The following is a 17,711-nucleotide window of genomic DNA, read 5'->3' on the forward strand; positions in this document are numbered from 1 at the left end:
GCTGCAATGACCGCGATCCGCATCGCCCTCGGCGGCGACATCCTTCCGGTATGGCCGCTAGCGAACCCGCCGGCGGCGAGCGCGGCGATCTATGCGCATGTCGGCGCCGCCGATTTCGCGATCGGCAATTTCGAGATGCCGCTGACGGATCGCGGCACACGGGTGCAGAAGCTGCTCAACATCCGCGCGCCGGCCGCGATCGCCACCGATGTGCCGGGGCTCGGCTTCGATGTCGTCACGATCGCCAACAACCACGCCGTGGACTACGGCTGGGAGGGGCTGGCCGACACGCGCGCCGGGCTGGAGGCCGCTGGCCTTGCGGTCATCGGCGTCGGCGAAACACGGGCGATCGCGGCCCGTCCGGTCTATCGCGATGTCGGCGGACTGAAGGTCGGCGTCATCGCCTTTTCCTGCCTGACGCCCACGGGCATGAGCGCGGCGGCGGACAGGCCGGGTCTCTCGCCGATCCATGTGCGCACGTCCTATGAGATCGATCCCTGGTACCAGATGGAGGAGCCGGGCGACCCCTCGGTGCTGAAGGTGCGCACCGAGGTCGCCGCCGAGGATCTTGCCTTCGCGGCGGACGCTGTCCGCGACGCCAAAGCGCAGTGCGATTTCCTCGTGGTGACCATCCATTGGGGCTTCGGCTCGGGCGAGGACCTTGCCGAATACCAGTTGCCGCTCGGCCGGGCGCTGATCGATGCCGGCGCCGATGTCGTGCACGGCCACCACCCGCACGCCATCCACGGCATCGGCTTCCATCAGGCCAAGCCGATCTTCTTCTCCGCCGGCACCTTCATCGGCCAGCAGGTGTTCCTCGACGCCTCGCCGCAAGTGCATGCGCTTTGGGCCGGCATGTCGCCGGACGGCTATGTCGCCAGCCTCGACATCGAGGGCGGCGCGATCCGCGCGATCCGCCTCCTGCCCACCACGCTCAACGAACAGAGACTGCCGGTCCGCGCCGAAGGCGCCATCGCGGACCGGATCACCGAGCGCATCGGACGTCTGTCCGGCCCGCTCGGGGCGCAGGTCGAACCGTCGGGGGGCGAGATCCTCGTCCGTCCCAATCCTTGAAGCCAGAAGCCGCGAGCAAGGCCCCACAGCCTCCGCGCTCGCCAGGACATAAGATAAGGGGAATGATCATGACCAACACGACCCGGGACCTCACGACGCGCGGCATCACCCGCCGCCTCGCCGTCATGGCCTTCGGCGCCGCGATCCTCGCGACCGCCTCTTTCTCGACCTCCGCCTTTGCCGAGAACAAGAAGATCGCTGTGAGCTTCCCGAACGCCTCGGTGATCGGCGCCGTCATCACCTCGCTGGAGGCCGCCAAGGCCAAGGGCAAGGAGATGGGCTACGACGTCGTGGTCGACGATCCCGGTACCGATCTGAACAAGCAGATCAACACGATCAAAACCTGGGTCGAGCAGAAGGTCCCGGTCATCGTCGTCAATACGCTGCAGCCGGCTGCCTTCGAGTCCGTCGCCAAGCAGGCGCGTGAGGCTGGCATCATCTGGATCACCTATGGCCAGAAGATCGAGAACCAGGACGCGACGGTCGGCTATGCGCAATATCCCGATGGTCGCACGCTTGGCGAATATGCCGGCGAATGGGTGACGAAGACCCAGGGCGGCAAGGGTAAGGCGATCATCCTCGGCTATGAGAAGGGCGTCTGGGGCCAGCAGCGCGGCGCCGGCATCAAGGAAGGCCTGCTCGCAAAGGCGCCGGGCGTCGAGATCGTCGCCGAGCAGGATGCGATTTCGCCGACGGAAGGCCTCAACGTCACGCGCTCGCTGCTGCAGGCGCATCCCGACGCCAACATCATCCTCGGCGTCGAGGATCCGGCGACCGAGGGCGCCTACAAGGCCTGGATCGCCGCTGGCAAGGACAAGGCCGACCCGACCGGCTTCATCGGCGGCATGGACGGCACGGTGCCGGCGCTGAAGCTGCTCAAGGAGGGCGGCACGGTCTATCGCGGCTCGATGGCGATCCCGCTGGTTCAGGTTGGCTATGCCATCGTCGAGACGGCTGACAAGCTGCTGAAGGGCGAAAAGACCGGAGACGTCATCGTCCCGCTCGAACTCGTCACCGAGAAGTCGCCGAAGGCTGAGGAATATCTGAAGCAGCAGGGCGAGTAGCGGCCCGCTTCTTGCTCGAAACAAGGGCGGACGGGGCTCGCGCTCCGTCCGCCTCGAATGACGATCCAGCCGCCGGGAGTGCCCATGCCGTTCGCCGTCCATGCCCTGCGCAAATCCTATGGCGGGGTGGAAGTCCTGAAAGGCGTCGATCTCCAGGTCGCCGATGGGGAGATCCACGCCCTGCTCGGCGCCAATGGCGCCGGCAAATCGACCTTGATCAAATGCCTCTCCGGCGCGATCCAGCCGGATTCTGGCATCATGATCGTCGGGCAGGAGCGCTATGAGGCCTTCACGCCGAAGACGTCCAAGCAGTCGGGCATCGCGGTCATCTACCAGGACCTCTCGCTGGCAACGAGCCTCGACGTCTCAGACAACATGTTTCTCGGCCAGGAGCTGCGCCTCGGGCCGTTCGTGCGCAAGCGAGCCCAGCGCCGCGAGGCCGGCGAATGGCTGAAGCAGCTTGGCGCCACGATCCGCCCGACCGCGGCGCTGTCGAGCCTCGGCAATGCCGGGCTGCAGACGGTCGAGATCGCCAAGGCGCTCCGGACGCGGCCCAAGGTGCTGATCCTCGACGAGCCGACCGCCGCGCTTTCCGAGAAGGAAGCGGAAGCGCTCGGCGAGCAGATGCTGGAATTGAAGAAGCAGAACCTGCCACTGCTCTATGTGACGCATCGCCTCGCCGAAGTGTTCGCGCTGGCCGATCGCGTGACGGTGCTTCGGGGCGGCGAGGTCGTGCTGACCGGCAAGGTGGCCGATCTCTCGCGGGACGATCTGGTCGGCGCCATTGCCGGCGAACGGATCCAGCGCGAACGGCCGCCGGAAGCGGAAGTCGAGCGCAAGGTGGCTGTGACGGTGCGCGGGCTCGTTGCGGCCGGCATCGGACCGGTCGATCTTGACATCCGGGCCGGCGAGGTACTCGGCGTCTTCGGCCTGGTCGGCTCGGGCCGCACGGAGCTGCTCGAGACGCTGTTCGGCAGCCAGCGCGCCTTTGGCGGTACGGTGATGCTGGATGGCGAGCGCATCCGCGGTTCCAGCCCTGGCGATGCGGTCGCGGCCGGCATCGCGCTGGTCCCTTCCGACCGGCTGCGCAAGAGCATCATCGCGCCGCTTTCGGCGGGCGAAAACATGCTGCTGCCCTCCTATCTGCGGCTGGCCATGGCAGGTCTTCGCAACCGGCTCGCCGAGCGATCCGCTTTCGATGCCGCTGTTGGCCAGCTCAATCTGCAGCCGCCGCGCATCGATCTGCAGGCGCGCCGCTTCTCCGGCGGCAACCAGCAGAAGCTCGTCATCGCCCGCTGGCTCAACACCACCATTGCCTGCCGGCTGCTGATGCTGGACGAGCCCACGCAGGGCGTCGATGTGGGGGCGCGCCGCGACATCTATGCCGCCATTCGCGCCAGCGCCGATGCGGGGAAGAGCGTTCTCGTAACGTCGTCTGAGCCCGAGGAACTGGTCCAGATCGCCGACCGGGTCATCGTGCTGTCCGCTGGGCGGATCGCGGCGACGGTCGATTACAACGACATCGACGAAGCGCGCCTCCTCAAGCTGGCGCATCAGGTCGAACATCAGGGACAAGCCGCCTAATGAGCATCGAAGCCGCACCCTCGCCCCGCGTCCGCCGTGGCCCGCCGGTCGAACTCGTCGTCAACAACATCCTGCTGATCGCCCTGGTGCTGCTCATCGGCTATTTCACTATGCAGAGCGGGTCGTTCCTGACCGTCTCCAACTTCAAGGTGATCCTCACCAACTACGCCGCGATCGGCGTCGTCGCCTCGGTGATGGCGCTGCTCGTCATTGCCGGCCAGGTCGATATGTCCGTCGGGTCCAATATCGGCTTCTCCGGCATGGTCACGGCGATTGCGATGACCAGTTGGGGCATGCCGGCCGGCGTCGGAGTGCTGATCGGCGTCGGCACAGGTGCGCTGGTCGGGCTCGTCAATGGCGTGCTCTGCGCCTATCTGCGCTTCTCGCCGATCATCGTCACGCTCGGCATGCTCTCCGTGCTGCGCGGCGCGACGCTTCTGATCAATTCGATCGAGATCGCCGGCCTTGGCGACACCTTTTTCTGGATCGGCAATGGCTCCCTGCTCGGCATGCCGGTGCTGCTCTGGGTCGTGTTCGCGGTCTTCCTGCTGTCGGCGGCGTTCCTGTCGCTCACCGTCTGGGGGCGCTACGTCTTCGCGATTGGCGTCAATCCGCAAGCCGCGTTCCTCGCCGCACTTCCCGTCCGTCCGGTCGTGCTCGGGCTCTATGTCGCGACCGGTACCGCGGCGGGCCTTGCCGGCGTGCTGCTTGCCGCCCGGCTCGACGGCGCCTCGCCCGGCTCGCTCGGGCTGCAGATGGAACTGCAATCGCTGACGATCGTGCTGCTCGGCGGCGTCGCCTTTGCCGGCGGCCGCGGGCGGATCTTTGGCGTCTTTACCGCCTGGGTATTTCTCGGCGTGCTCGACAACGGCCTCGTCCTTCTGAACGTGCCGCCCTTTGTCCAGCTCGTCGCCAGTGGCCTCGCCCTCGTCTTCGCCGCCAGCCTTGATGCGCTGGGCACTTTCCTCGGGCCGCGGCTCGAACAGCGCCGCCGCGTCAACGAACAGGTGGCGCGGGCGACCGCAGGCTGAGCCAGCGAAACGGCAGGCGGCGTCCCAAGAAACGCCGTCCCAAGAAAGAAGCCGCCCATCGGTTCGATGAACGGCTTCCCTATCGCAGTGCTCGCGATGCCCGAAGCGCTATTCGGCAGGAACGAGATCGCCTTCCAGCGGCAGCTCGGCGGTGGGGATCAGGTCGCCATGCAGGGCATGGCGAAGCTGCTCCTCATCGAGTTCCCCTTCCCAGCGCGCCACGACGATCGTCGCCACGGCGTTGCCGATGAAGTTGGTGAGCGCGCGGCATTCCGACATGAAGCGGTCGATGCCGAGGATGAGCGCCATGCCGGCGACCGGCACGGAGGGCACGACCGAGAGCGTTGCGGCCAGGGTGATGAAGCCGGCACCGGTGATCCCGGCCGCACCCTTCGATGACAGCATGGCGACGAGCAGCAGCAGGATCTGGTCGGTCAGGCTCAGATGGATGCCGGTCGCCTGCGCGATGAACAGGGCGGCCAGCGTCATGTAGATGTTGGTGCCGTCGAGATTGAACGAATAGCCCGTCGGGATGACAAGGCCGACGATCGATTTGCGGCAGCCCGCGCGCTCCATCTTCTCCATCAGGCTCGGCAGCGCCGCTTCCGAGGAGGAGGTACCGAGGACCAGCAGCAACTCTTCCTTGACGTAGCGGATGAGGGCGAAAATGGAGAAGCCGTTGTAGCGGGCGACGGCGCCGAGCACGATGACGACGAAGATCGTGGCCGTCAGGTAGAAGGTCACGATCAGCATGGCGAGGTTGGCGACCGAGCCGATGCCATATTTGCCGATGGTGAAGGTCATGGCGCCAAAGGCGCCGATCGGGGCGGCCTTCATCAGGATGGCGACGAGGCGGAACATGGCCTGCGACAGCGCGTTCATCACCGTGAGCAGCGGATCGCCGCGCTCGCCGATCGCGCCCAGCGCGATACCGAAGAGCACGGAGAAGAACAGCACCTGCAGGATGTCGCCCGAGGCAAAGGCGCTGATCGGCGTCGCCGGGATGATGTTGGAGAGGAAACCGATCAGCGTCTGGTCATGCGCCTTGGCGGCATAGTCGGCGACCGCCTTCGCGTCCAGCGAGGCTGGGTCGATGTTGAGACCGGCGCCCGGCTGGATGACATTGCCGACGATGAGGCCGATGATCAGCGCCAGCGTCGAAAAGGTCAGGAAGTACAGCATGGCCTTGCCGGCGACGCGGCCAACCTTGCCGAGGTCGCGCATCCCGGCAATGCCAGTCACGACGGTAAGAAAGATGACGGGCGCGATGATCATCTTCACCAGCTTGATGAAGGCATCGCCCAGCGGCTTCATGTCGGTGCCGAGCTCGGGATAGAAGTGCCCGAGCGTGATGCCGGCGGCGATCGCGACGATCACCTGGAAATAGAGGTGGTGATAGAAGCGGCGCGGCTTTGGCGCGAGATGCGTATGCGCGGGGTCGGCGTGAATCGTGTGGGCCATGGTTCCTCCTCCTCGAGGTCGTCGGCGCTTCGCTGAAAGAGCGCCGTTCGGTCCGTCTGCCGGGAACGACGCGGGCTGCGCCGCATGAGAAGCCTTGCGCAAGGCGCATGCCAACCATGCGGGGGTCGAGGGGGTGTTTTTAAGTAACTGAAATAACATAGATATTTAAGATGCCTCATCGCAGGCTCTGGACAGCTTGTGCGGAATTCCACACAATGATCCCCAGCCGCGTGCGGGGAACCGCACGGCGTGGAGGTTGTTCCGCATGTCCGCTCGATGGCGCCTTTCGCGACCGGGGCGATGGGGCGTTATCCTCGTGGGCGCCCTGCTTACGCTCATCGCCCTGGACGCGGCGGCAAGGTTCGCCGCCACCCGCTGGGCGCTCGCCCAGGTGCGGGGCGAGGCTGAGGCGGCGGCCGGCTTTCGGGCGGCGATGCTGCGCAGCGAGATCGAAAAACAGCGCACACTACCTCTCGTCCTCGCCCAGGATCCGGATGTGCGCGCCGTGCTCCGAACCCGCGATCCGGCAAGCCTCGCCGACCTTGACGCGAAACTCGAAAGTCTTGCGGATGGCACGCGCGCGGCGGTCATCTATGTGCTGGACGCGAAGGGTGTTGCCATCGCTGCCAGCAATTACCGCCTGCCGACCACCTTTGTCGGCAGCGACTATTCGTTTCGGCCCTATTTCCTCAAGGCTATCGCGGACGGATCGGCCGAGCACTTCGCGCTCGGGACCGTCAGTCGTCGGCCGGGGCTCTACATCACGCGCCGGATCGAGGATGCGGCCGGTCCGGTCGGCGTCGTCGTGGTCAAGGCGGAGTTCGAGGCGCTGGAGACGGACTGGCAGAGCGCTGGAACGCCGACCTATGTGACGGACCCGCGCGACATCGTCCTCATCACCAACATGCCGGACTGGCGTTTCCGCACCACCGTGCCGATCGCGCCCGAGCGACGCGGCGCGCTCCGTTCCAGCCTGCAATTCGGCGATGCCAGCCTGGATCTGCTGCCCTTGCGGCCGGCCGGCAGTGCCGAGGGACTGGTGGCCTGGCCGGAGGCGAATGGCGGCACACAATTCATCGAGACCCGGACTTCCGTGCCGACGACCGGATGGACGCTGCATGTGCTAGCGCCCTTCTCCCGGCCGGCGGGGCTCGTCACGCTCGCTGCCCGGTCGATCGCCCTGCTCATCGGGCTGCTGGCGCTCGGTACCATTGCCTTCCTCTCGATGCGCCGTCGGGCCCTCAAGGCGGAACGGCGGCGGGAGGCGGGCATGCGGGCCGAACTGGAGGCCAATGTCGCGGCGCGCACGGCCGAACTCAGCGATGCCAACGCGCAGCTCCTCAGGGAGATCGAGGAGCGTCGGCGGGCCGAGGCGGGCCGGCAACGGATGCAGGACGACCTCGTCCAGGCGAGCAAGCTCGCCGTGCTCGGCCAGATCGCCGCGAGCGTCGCGCATGAGGTCAACCAGCCGGTCGCGGCGATCCGCACCTTTGCCGAAAGCGGGACGGCTCTGATCGCAAGGGGCGAAATCGCGATGGCCGAGGACAATTTCGCGACGATCGCCGCGCTGACGGATCGAATCGGCGCCATTACCGGGGAATTGCGGGCCTTTTCGCGCAAGAGCGCCGGCGAGGTCGGTGCCGTCTCGCTGCGCGACGCCATCGACGGCGCCTTGTTGCTGGTTCGCCATCGCCTGCGCCAAGGCAGCATCGACTTGGCTTTGGGGATGCCTGAGGAAGACATAAGGGTCGCGGCCGAGCGCGGCCGCCTGGAACAGGTGTTCGTCAATCTGCTGCAGAACGCCATCGAGGCCCTGGCAGGCCGCAATGACGGCCGTATCCAGCTGACTGTTCGGGTGGAGCCGGAGGCGGTCGCCGTTATCGTGGCCGACAACGGCCCTGGCATGGCGCCCTCTGTGCTGGAGAATCTGTTCATGCCGTTCACCACGACCAAACCTGAGGGCCTCGGCCTCGGACTTGTGATCTCGCACGACATTCTCGCCGAGTTCGGCGGCGGCTTCGAAGCCCGAAACCAGGATGGCGCCGTCTTCACGCTGACCTTGCGGAGGATAGTCTGATGGATGTTGCCTTCATCGACGACGACGAGGCCTTGCGCGCTGCCAATGTCCAGGCGCTGACGCTCGCCGGTTTCGCCGTCGCGCCTTTTCCCTCCGGCTTGGAGGCACTGAAGGAAATCGCCGCGGATTTTCCCGGCGTCGTCGTCAGCGATGTCCGCATGCCCAAGATCGACGGGCTGGAGCTGTTCCGTCGGCTGAAGAAGCTCGATGCCGATCTCCCCGTCATCCTGATCACCGGCCATGGCGACATCGCCATGGCGGTCGAGGCGATGCGGGAGGGCGCCTATGATTTCATCGCCAAGCCCTATCCGCTGGACCGCCTGCTCGTCGCGATCCGCCACGCGCTCGACCGGCGGCGCCTGGTGTTGGAGAACCGGGCGCTGCGGCGCAAGGCCGAGGCGGCCGATCCCGATCTGCCGCTCCTGGGTGACGATCCGGAGATGGAGCGTCTGCGGCAGAAGATGCGGCAGATCGCCGATGCGGACATCGACGTTCTCGTCGAGGGCGAGACGGGCAGTGGCAAGGAAGTCGTGGCGCAATCGCTGCATCGCTGGAGCCGGCGCGCCGCCCGACCCTTCGTCGCCGTCAATTGCGGCGCGCTGCCGGAAAACGTCATCGAGAGCGAATTGTTCGGCCATGAGGCCGGCGCCTTCACCGGCGCGCTCAAGAAACGTGTCGGCCGCATCGAACATTCGAGCGGCGGGACGCTGTTCCTCGACGAGATCGAGGCGATGTCACCGGCGCTGCAGGTCAAGGTTCTGCGCGTCCTGGAGGCGCGCGAGATCACGCCGCTCGGCACCAATGAAATCCGCCGCGTCGACATCCGCGTCATCGCCGCGTCGAAGGTCGATCTGCAGGCACTGGTGCGGCAGGGCGGCTTTCGCGAGGATCTCTATTACCGCCTCCACGTCGCCTTCCTGCGCATCCCGCCACTGCGCGAGCGGCGGAGCGATGTCGCGCTGCTGTTCGGGCATTTCCTCACTCGGGCGGCGCGGCGCTTCCGCCGCGATCCGCCGCTGATCGATGCTGCCGCGCGCCGGTATCTGGACACGCATGGTTGGCCCGGCAATGTCCGTGAACTCGCCCACTATGCCGACCGGGTGGCTTTGGGCCTCGCTGGCGAAAGCGATGTCTCTGCCGCCGCCGACGGGCCGAGCCTGCCGGAGCGCGTCGATGCGTTCGAGGCTGACGAAATCCGCCGTGCGCTCGCCGCCTGTCGCGGCGATATTCAGTCGACCCTTCGCTTGCTCGGCATCCCGCGCAAGACGCTCTATGACAAATTGCGTCGGCACGGCATCGACCAGGCCAGCTTCCGCAATTCAGGCGACTGAGCCGGCGTCAAGCGATCCCGTCCGGTCCGGCGCCGCAGACCAGCGTCGCGACGCATTGTTCCGCGCCGAAAGTGACCCGCCCAGCGCGGATCGCCGCCATGCCGGCGGCGCCGGAGAGGTCGGCGGCGATGCCGAACTCGAACCACAGCCAGCGGCTCGCCTCCAACATCTCTTCGTCGGAGACAAGCACCATGTCGTCGACATGGGCGCGCACGAGTTCGAACACAGAGGGTTCGGTCTCGGCGCAGGACATGGTGGCGACGCGGCTGGTGATGGCGGGAAGGCGGACGACGTGTCCTGCATCCAGCGAGGCCTTCAGCGTCGGCGAGCCCTCCGGCTCGATGCCGATCAGTCGGATGGAGGGCTTCAACGCCTTCAGGGCGACCCCCATGCCGGAGATGAGGCCGCCGCCCCCGATCGCGACCAGCACGGTGTCGATCTCTGGATGATCGGCAAGGAGCTCCAGCGCGACGGTGCCCTGGCCAGCAATGACCGCGGCATCGGCGAAGGGATGGAAATAGGCTGCGCCTTCGGCCTTCGCGAAGGCAAGCGCGATCTCGTTGCTCTCGTTCCAGATGTCGCCAACGATCTCCACCCGGGCGCCAAGCGTCTTGAGCTTCTCGACCTTGGCCGGTGTGATGCTCTTCGGCACGAAGATCGTAGCCGTGACGCCCGCAAGCCGGGCGGCCCTGGCGACGGCGAGGCCGTGATTGCCGCCCGAGGCGGTGACGACACCGGCCGCCAGCTGCTCCTTTGGCGTCGTGAGCAGCTTGTTGGTCGCGCCGCGCACCTTGAAGGAGCCGGTCGGCTGCAGGCATTCGAGCTTGAGCAGCAGGCGGGCGTCGCTCACCTTCTCGCTCGTCGCGTCGACGGCGATCGTCGGCGTTCGGCGGATATGGGGCGCGATCCGCCCGGCGGCGGATTCGATGTCAGCGAGACGGATCATGAGAGGCTCGAACGGTAGGGAGAGGCGACGACGAGGCAGCAATTTCCCGGCCGAACCCGGCCCGGTTGCCGACGAGCATAGACGATGCCGTCGACGGCGTAATGCAGTTCGACCGGCGCGCGTCCGGGATCGGCGAGAAAGTGAATACGCCCCGCCGGCTGGCCGGCACGAACGGTCTCGCCATTGCGATGGAATGGTTCGAACACGCCGTCGTCGCCTGCGATGACATGGCCATCGCCCGGGATCTCGTAGAGAAGCGGCTCGTTTTCCTGGGGGCTCGCGAGGCTCGCCGGCAGCGCGCCGAGATGAGCGAGGACATTGCTGACGCCGCGCCGGCAGATCCGGACCGCATCGAGCGAGACGGTACCGCCACCGGCCATTTCGGTGCCGACGACGGTGAGGCCGGCTCTCGCGGCCGAAGCGGTCGCCGTGCGCGGATCGCCGCGATTGTCGATGACGACGATCATCGGCGCGTCGAAGGCGGTGACGGCGGCGATGTTCTTGGCGTGCTGCACCGGGTCATCCACCGGCTCGATCACCGAACTCGGGATGATGTCGAGCGAGGAGCCGCCCGAGTGAAGGTCGAGGAAGGCGTCGCCTATCGGGAACAGCACGTCGTTGACGAAGGCCGAGATCTGCTGCGTGGTCGTGCCGCGAGGATCGCCGGGGAAAGTCCGGTTCATGTTCAGATCATCGATCGGCGAGGTTCGCCGTGCCGCGACGACGGCGGGGAGATTGATGGCGGGAATGAAGATCAGCCGGCCAGAGACCAGACCGGGATCGAGATCGCGGATCATCTCGCCGAGGGCGATCGGCCCTTCATATTCGTCGCCATGATTGCCGCCCTCAAGGATGACCGTGGGTCCCTCGCCATTCTTGATCTGGGCGAGCGGCACGCGGACCACGCCCCAGGCGTCGTCATGGACAGAGAGCGGAAGATTGAAGAAGCCGATCTGCTTGCCGTTCTTCTCGAAGTCGACGGTGCACTGGCCTATCTGCTTTGCTTTCGCGCCCATGGTTTGCTCTATTCCGGTTCGTGAGATTGGCGGTGGCACGGGCGTTCCTCCCTTGCCACGATGCAGTGATTTTACAGGTGAAATTACATATTGATTAGTAGAAGCTCCTTCGTCATAGTGCCGGCCGGTCGGGAGCGACGGACGAGGAGCATGACGCATGGTGAGCCGCACGCCGAAAGCGGAGGGACGGCCGGCGAAGAGCCGCGCGGCCAAGGTCGCGGCAGCCGCCGACGGAGCTCCGATCGCAGGGACCGCCAAGCCGGCCTATAGCGCCCCGGCGCTCGAGAAGGGCCTCGACGTGCTTGAGCTGCTGGCGAGCCTTTCCGAGGGCGTAACGCCCAGCCAGATCGCCCAGCGTCTTGGCCGTTCGCTGCAGGAGGTTTACCGCGTCGTCGTCGCCCTGGAGCGGCGCGGCTATATTCGCCGTGCCTTCGGCGAGGAGAGCCTTGTCCTCTCCACCAAGCTGCACGATCTCGCCTATGGCTATCCGCCGCTGCGGCGTCTGGTCGAGGCGGCGCAGCCGATCCTCAAGCATCTGGCGATCGAGGCCTATCAGGCCGTCCATCTGGCCGTGCTCGATGGGCTGATGATCCGCGTCGTAGCGCAGGTCGATAGCCCCGCGCCGCTGGGTTTCCGCCTGCGCGTCGGCACGCAGAACCCGGCCGCGCGCACGGCGTCCGGCCGCCTGCTGATCGCATTCCAGCGACCCGCCATGCAGGATTGGCTCTATGGAGCGATCGGCGAGGCCTCGGGCGAGGCCGCGCTCGGCCATCTCAAGGCGCGCATCGAGGCCGTCCATGCCCATGGTTATGAGATGATCGAGGGCGAGCAGCTTAAGGGCATCACCGATGTCAGCTTCCCGATCCTCGATGCCGACGGCTATGCGCCGGCCGTGCTGACCATGCCGTTCCTCTCCTCGGCGGCTGAGACTGTTCCGATCGAGACCGCGTCGCGGATGCTGTTCGAGGCGGCGGCACGCATTACCGAGGGCTTCGGCGGCAGGCTGGGCGAGCCGCGTTTTCCCCTCGAGAGCTCGGAGGAGGCGATGGCCTCGCGCAGCCGCGCTCGAAAATCCGACGATCCTTGAGGCGAAACGGGCGTTCATGAATCCGCCCTCGCGGCGAAGCGGAAGACCTCGCGAAGCCAAAGCGGTTCGCCATCCTCGTCGGCTATGGACTGGAAGAGATGCGCGAGCGAGGCGGTCCAGTCCCGCTGGATATCGTTGGCTGACAGGATAGCGGTCGATGCGTCGAAGCCGAGACGGGTGCGCAGCCGGCAGACGACGATCTCCTCATGCCGCCAGATCTGATAGTCCTCGATGCCCGCCTTCTCGATGAGCGCCAGCATCTCCGGCCATACCGCCGCATGGGCGCGATCATAGTCCGGGCCGGCGCCGGGCTTCAGCCGGTAGAGATAGAGGATCGGCGGGTCAGCCGTGGGCGAAGCGTCGCTCATCGCACCGCTCCGGCGACGGCGCCCGACAGGATCTGGCGCTGGAACAATAGATAGACGATCAGCACCGGCAGCAGCGCCACGACGAGGCCGGCCGAGACCAGCGGGATCGAGACGTCGTACTGGCCGGAGAGCAGTGCGACGCCGACCATCAGTGTCTTCTTGTCGGAGCCGCCCATGATCACCAGCGGCAGCAGCAGGTCGTTCCACATCCAGACGAAGTTGAGGATCGACAGCGCCGCGATGGCCGGTGTCGCGATCGGCAGCATGATCGAGAACAGGATGCGGATCTCGCCGGCGCCGTCGAGCCGGGCAGCTTCCAGCAACTGGTCGGGAATGGCGCGGAAATAGGCCGCGAGCAGATAGGTGCTGATCGGCAGGCCGAAGGCTGCATAGGCGAGGATCAGGCCGGAATAGGTGCTGCCGAAGCCTAAATCGAGAATGGTTTCGTAGAGGGGATAGATGATCACCTGGCTCGGTATGACCAGCATGGCGATGATGAACAGGAAGACCAGATTGCTGCCGCGGAAGCGCAGCTTGGTCACGGCATAGGCGAGCAGCAGCGCCGCGCAGGTGGAGAGCACCAGCCCGCCGGCCGTCACGATGACGCTGTTCAGGAAGAGGCGCGGCACCGCCATGCGGTTGAAAGTCTCGATATAGTTGTCGAAGGTGATCGCATCGGGAATGCCCAGCGGATTCTGGGCGAAGCCGGTGCGGGTCTTGAACGAATTGACGATGGTGAAGATCAGCGGATAGAGCGCGACCACGGCGATCATGCCGAGGACGACGGTCACGAGGATCCGGGCGAGCCCACCGCCGGCCGCCGCCGAGGATGTCCGCTCGCTTTCGCCTCTGCGTCGGCGGACGCCTCTGATCGCGGTCATCGTCATGACGTCCTGCCCTCGGCATACATGCGGCGGACGACAAAGGCGGAGACGATGGCGACGAAGACGAATAGCGCCATGCCGATCGCCGCGCCGAGGCCGCGATTCATGAATTGGAACGTGGTGGTGAAGACGAGATATTCGGGCAGCGTCGTCGCGTTGCCGGGCCCGCCCTTGGTCAATGCGTAGATGAGTGGGAACATCCAGATCAGGATGCCGGAGGTGCACAGCACCGTCCAATAGCCGATCACCGGCTTGATCAGCGGCATGATGATCCGGAACAGCAGGCTCCAGAAGCCGGCCCCGTCGAGTCGCGCCGCCTCGATGATGTCTTCGGAAATGGTGGCGAGACCGGAGAGATAGGTCAGCACGCCGAGGCCGAAGAAGCTCCAGAGCGCCACGGCGGTGAGCGAGAGCAGGGCGCTGTTCGGCCCGTTCAGCCACTCGATGGCGAGCGGCGCGAGTCCGATCGCGCGCAGCAGCGCATTGAGGGGGCCGTCGGGTGCCAGGATCTGGCGAAACATGATGCCGACGACGATCGGCGCGATCATGTAGGGCAGGAAGAAGGTCGCGCGGAAGAACTTCCACCCCGGCGAGCGCTGGAAGATCAGCACGGCGAGCACAAGCGGCAGCAGGACCCAGACCGGCAGCGTCGCAAAGGCGACCATCGCGTTGCGGAACGAGCCGAGGAACACCGGGTCGTCCAGCATGGTCCGGTAGTTGGCAAGGCCGGCAAAGGTCGGGTCCTCGAAACCTTGCGTCTCCAGAAGGCTCAGATAGAAGCCGCGCAGCAGCGGCACGAGCTTGAACAGCACGGCGAGCGTCACGCCCGGCACGATGAAGGTGAGGGCGAGAAGCGTTTCGCGCCGCACCCCGCGCTGGATGCTTCGGGATCCTGCCTGCGGGGCGGGGCGTGACAGATCGTCGACGGCGGCGGCCATGGCGGTCCTTCTCAGCGGCGGCGAGCGGGGAGGCGGCGTGCGCCTCCCCGTTGCAGGCTTACTGGCGCTTGCTCGGGCTCTGCTCGAGCGCCTTCTGCATGCGCGCGGTCCAGTCCTCGATCGAGATCTGGCCGAGGGTCACTTCCTGCCAGCCGCGGGCGAGCGCATCGGCTTCCTGGCCGGAGAGGATCACGCCGGCATGCAGTGTCGGCTTCTTGATGATCTCGAGGATCTGGGCGAGGGCTGGCGACTGCGGCAATGCCGAGGGATCGACATCCTTGGAAAGCGAGATGCCGCCGGCCACCTTGGTCAGCAGTGCGGCATTCTCCTTGCCGGCCATCCACTTCACGAATTTGAAGGCCGCATCCTTCTTGTCGCTCCAGGACGAGACGCCGAAAACCGAGCTTTCGATGCCGGAGAAGCTGTTCGCGAGCGGTGCATCGGCAACGAGGGTCGGCCAGCGCGTCGCGCCGACATTCTCAGAGCCGAGCGCCTTGTCGAAGGCGGCCCAGTTCACCGCGTCGGAGATGATGGTGCCGGCGAAAGCGGCATTGCCGCTCTGGAAGATGTCGGCGCCATCGGGAAGCATGGTGATCGAGGGTGCCGAGGAATTGGCCCAGCCCTTCTGCGTGATCGAAGCGAGGCCCTTCAGGATGTTGACCATCTTCGGGTCGGTCCAGGGCATCTTGCCGACGAGCATGGCGCGCATGTCGTCTTCGGTCAGGTAGTTGCGGGCGACTTCCGGAAAGTCCCAATAGGCCGGGAAGACGCCGGAAAGGCCGAGGGCGAGACAGGTCTTGCCGATCGCCTTCACCTTGGCGCAGGCCGCGTCCATCTCGTCCCAGGTCCTGGGCGGATTGGCCGGGTCGAGGCCAGCCTCGGTCAGGACCTTCTTGTTGTAATAGAGGACATTGCCCTGATAGCCGAAGGGCAGGCCGTAGCAGGCTTTGGACGTATCGAAGTTGAGGCAGCCGCCGGAATAGGTGATCAGGCCCTTGCCGGCTTCGAGCACGTCGGCCGGCAGCTCGGCATAGGCGCTGCGGCGGTCGTAGAGCTCAAGCCCGGCATTGTTCTCCATAACGTCTGGACCGCTCTTGGTCGCGATATAGGGGCCCTGGACCTCCGGATAGCGGTCGAACGGAACGGTTTCCAGCTCGACCTTGATGTCGGGATTGTCCTTCTCGAAGGCGGCGACCAGCGCCTTCCAATAGTCGGCGCCGCCCGGCTCCCAGTTCAGCACCTTGATCGTGGTGACGTCGGCCGCATGGGCGAGCGTCGCCATCGGCAGGGCCATGGTTGCGGCGGCGGCGAGGCAGAACGCCGATTGCGCGAGGCGGCGGCCGATCCGGCCCGTCCGCGATGAAACTGGCTTCATGAATTGTCCCTTTCGGTAGGTGTCCGTCGTTCTTGAGATCGTCCGCGCGGGCAGCGCCCGCCGCGTTTCCCTCACCGGTCGTTGCCGGCGATCGACAAGGACGCTAGCACAGTGTTTTCGTGTGTGAAATAGGAATTCCGTATAAGAAAGTTACCGAGCCACTGATGGGACGGAGCGCGCGACATTGCGCGCCGACCGGCGTGCCGACGCGCGCAAGCTCTTGGTCGGAAACGGAAAAACGCTCATCGCGGCGCGAGCGACACCGCCCGGCGCGGCGGCCGGTCAGGACGGGCGATGCGGGGCGCCTTGAAGTCAGATCGCCTCGGGCACGACGCCGCCGAGGCGGCTGGAAGCGAGGCAGGCATCGACCAGCGCCATGGTGCGGATGGAATCATGCACGTCGGTATCGAGGCTCGCATCCTCGCCGGCCGCATAGCGCTGCAGATTGGACATGACGGCGCCGAAGGCGTCGGGCACACGCTCGCCGACAAGCGGGACCTCGGTCCAATCACCGCCCTCGGTAATGATCTCCAGCTTTTCGGGATGCGGCTTCACATAGTCGATCAGATAGCCGAGTTCGAGCCGGGCGCAGCCCTTGGTGCCCTCGACGCGGATGGTCGCCTCGATATGCTTCGGGCCGTAATTATAGGTGTGGTTGAGCGAGAGGCAGCAGCGGGCCATGGCGCCATAGTCGAGGATGATCGAGGATCGCGCATCTTTCAAATCGGGATAGCGCGGATGCGGCACCGCCTTGGCATAGGCGCTCCGCGGCTCGCCGAGGACCGAGCGGATCCAGTCGAGATAATGGATCGAGTGCAACGGGATCTCGACCGCGTCGAGCCTCGGGATGAAGGCCCATAGCTCCCAAGGCATGTAGACGGCGAGATGGACTTCCAGCTCGACGATATCACCCAGCAGCCCGCGCCGAACCGCGTCGCGGATCGCCAGCATGGACGGCGTGAAGCGAAGCTGGAAGTTGGTCGCCGCCGTGATGTGTTTTTCGTCGAGCGCGGCAACGATCCGGCGGGCCTCGGCAAGGCCGGTGCCGAGTGGCTTCTGGATCAGTGCAACGCTGTTCTCCGGCAGGCGCCGGACCGCACCCAGAATGGCGTCCGGCGGCAAGGCCAGATCGAAGATGCCGTCGGCGCCCGTTGCCGCTACCGCCGCCTCGAAGCTTTCATGCACGACCGGAACCGCAAACTGCTCCGCCACGGCGCGTGCCTTGGCGCCATCGAGATCGAAGATGCGCGCCACCGGTAGGCCGATCTTGCGGTAGGCCGGCAGATGCGCGTCCGAGACGATGCCGCCCGCTCCGATGATCGTTATGGGACGCGGCCGGCTCGGCATCGGCCATGTCTGCTGCAAGGGCGTGTCCGTACCGAGGGAGAGCGCAGCCGACATCCGGACCTCCATGCATGCCGGGCATTTCCCCGGTCGGGCGAATTGAAATTCTATCACTAACGAAAGTCAATGTT

The 17,711-nt window shown here is 65.9% G+C and carries 15 protein-coding genes; 7 read left to right on the top strand and 8 right to left on the bottom strand.

Going from position 1 to position 17,711, the window contains the following annotated elements; all coding sequences use genetic code 11:
• Nucleotides 1–6 precede the first annotated feature (6 nt).
• From OSH05_RS10420 to OSH05_RS10435, 4 genes are all read left to right on the top strand, one after another.
• Nucleotides 7–1,074, top strand: coding sequence for a CapA family protein (locus OSH05_RS10420; protein WP_104220808.1), 1,068 nt, complete (start codon nt 7–9; stop codon nt 1,072–1,074).
• A 68-nt stretch (nt 1,075–1,142) separates the two neighbouring features.
• On the top strand, nt 1,143–2,138 hold the full coding sequence (locus OSH05_RS10425; protein WP_165801692.1) for a sugar ABC transporter substrate-binding protein: 996 nt from the start codon (nt 1,143–1,145) through the stop codon (nt 2,136–2,138).
• Nucleotides 2,139–2,222: 84 nt separating this feature from the next.
• Nucleotides 2,223–3,722: a sugar ABC transporter ATP-binding protein gene (locus OSH05_RS10430; RefSeq protein WP_165801691.1), complete on the top strand. Its 1,500-nt coding sequence runs from the start codon at nt 2,223–2,225 to the stop codon at nt 3,720–3,722.
• Nucleotides 3,722–4,753 carry an ABC transporter permease gene (locus tag OSH05_RS10435; RefSeq protein WP_104220805.1) on the top strand — a complete coding sequence of 344 codons (1,032 nt, stop codon included), beginning with the start codon at nt 3,722–3,724 and terminating at the stop codon, nt 4,751–4,753. Before OSH05_RS10430 ends, OSH05_RS10435 begins: the two co-directional genes overlap by 1 nt.
• A 108-nt stretch (nt 4,754–4,861) precedes the next feature.
• Here OSH05_RS10435 and OSH05_RS10440 read toward each other — a convergent pair whose 3' ends face one another.
• A complete protein-coding gene (locus OSH05_RS10440) occupies nt 4,862–6,214 on the bottom strand; it encodes a dicarboxylate/amino acid:cation symporter (protein WP_104220804.1) in 1,353 nt (450 codons plus the stop codon).
• Between the two features lie 316 nt (nt 6,215–6,530).
• On the opposite strand from OSH05_RS10440, the gene OSH05_RS10445 reads away from it, so the two are divergent.
• Both OSH05_RS10445 and OSH05_RS10450 read left to right on the top strand, forming a co-directional pair.
• Nucleotides 6,531–8,291: a sensor histidine kinase gene (locus tag OSH05_RS10445; protein WP_266352166.1), complete on the top strand. Its 1,761-nt coding sequence runs from the start codon at nt 6,531–6,533 to the stop codon at nt 8,289–8,291.
• Nucleotides 8,291–9,622, top strand: coding sequence for a sigma-54-dependent transcriptional regulator (locus tag OSH05_RS10450; RefSeq protein WP_104220802.1), 1,332 nt, complete (start codon nt 8,291–8,293; stop codon nt 9,620–9,622). The genes OSH05_RS10445 and OSH05_RS10450 overlap by 1 nt, the downstream gene beginning before the upstream one ends.
• A 7-nt stretch (nt 9,623–9,629) precedes the next feature.
• On the opposite strand, the gene OSH05_RS10455 is transcribed toward OSH05_RS10450, so the two are convergent.
• Nucleotides 9,630–10,568 carry a threonine ammonia-lyase gene (locus tag OSH05_RS10455; protein WP_104220801.1) on the bottom strand — a complete coding sequence of 313 codons (939 nt, stop codon included), beginning with the start codon at nt 10,566–10,568 and terminating at the stop codon, nt 9,630–9,632.
• Entirely contained in the window at nt 10,565–11,584 is a 1,020-nt protein-coding gene (locus tag OSH05_RS10460; protein WP_104220800.1) for a succinylglutamate desuccinylase/aspartoacylase family protein, read from the bottom strand. Before OSH05_RS10460 ends, OSH05_RS10455 begins: the two co-directional genes overlap by 4 nt.
• Nucleotides 11,585–11,741: 157 nt before the next feature.
• Between OSH05_RS10460 and OSH05_RS10465 the strand changes: the two genes are divergently transcribed.
• Nucleotides 11,742–12,671, top strand: a complete 930-nt coding sequence (locus tag OSH05_RS10465; protein ID WP_104220799.1) for an IclR family transcriptional regulator — start codon at nt 11,742–11,744, stop codon at nt 12,669–12,671.
• Between the two features lie 14 nt (nt 12,672–12,685).
• On the opposite strand, the gene OSH05_RS10470 is transcribed toward OSH05_RS10465, so the two are convergent.
• The 5 genes from OSH05_RS10470 to OSH05_RS10490 form a co-directional block, all read right to left on the bottom strand.
• Entirely contained in the window at nt 12,686–13,039 is a 354-nt protein-coding gene (locus OSH05_RS10470) for an L-rhamnose mutarotase (RefSeq protein WP_104220798.1), read from the bottom strand.
• Nucleotides 13,036–13,920: a carbohydrate ABC transporter permease gene (locus OSH05_RS10475; RefSeq protein ID WP_104220822.1), complete on the bottom strand. Its 885-nt coding sequence runs from the start codon at nt 13,918–13,920 to the stop codon at nt 13,036–13,038. The genes OSH05_RS10470 and OSH05_RS10475 overlap by 4 nt, the downstream gene beginning before the upstream one ends.
• A gap of 2 nt (nt 13,921–13,922) precedes the next feature.
• The gene (locus tag OSH05_RS10480; protein WP_104220797.1) at nt 13,923–14,861 is read right to left on the bottom strand and encodes a carbohydrate ABC transporter permease; all 939 of its coding nucleotides are present in this window, start codon (nt 14,859–14,861) and stop codon (nt 13,923–13,925) included.
• A gap of 58 nt (nt 14,862–14,919) precedes the next feature.
• Entirely contained in the window at nt 14,920–16,236 is a 1,317-nt protein-coding gene (locus OSH05_RS10485; RefSeq protein WP_266352171.1) for an ABC transporter substrate-binding protein, read from the bottom strand.
• Nucleotides 16,237–16,548: 312 nt separating this feature from the next.
• Nucleotides 16,549–17,637: a Gfo/Idh/MocA family protein gene (locus tag OSH05_RS10490; RefSeq protein WP_104220796.1), complete on the bottom strand. Its 1,089-nt coding sequence runs from the start codon at nt 17,635–17,637 to the stop codon at nt 16,549–16,551.
• Nucleotides 17,638–17,711: the final 74 nt, after the last annotated feature.

This window comes from Kaistia algarum (assembly GCF_026343945.1).
GTDB classification, from domain to species: Bacteria; Pseudomonadota; Alphaproteobacteria; order Rhizobiales; family Kaistiaceae; genus Kaistia; species Kaistia algarum.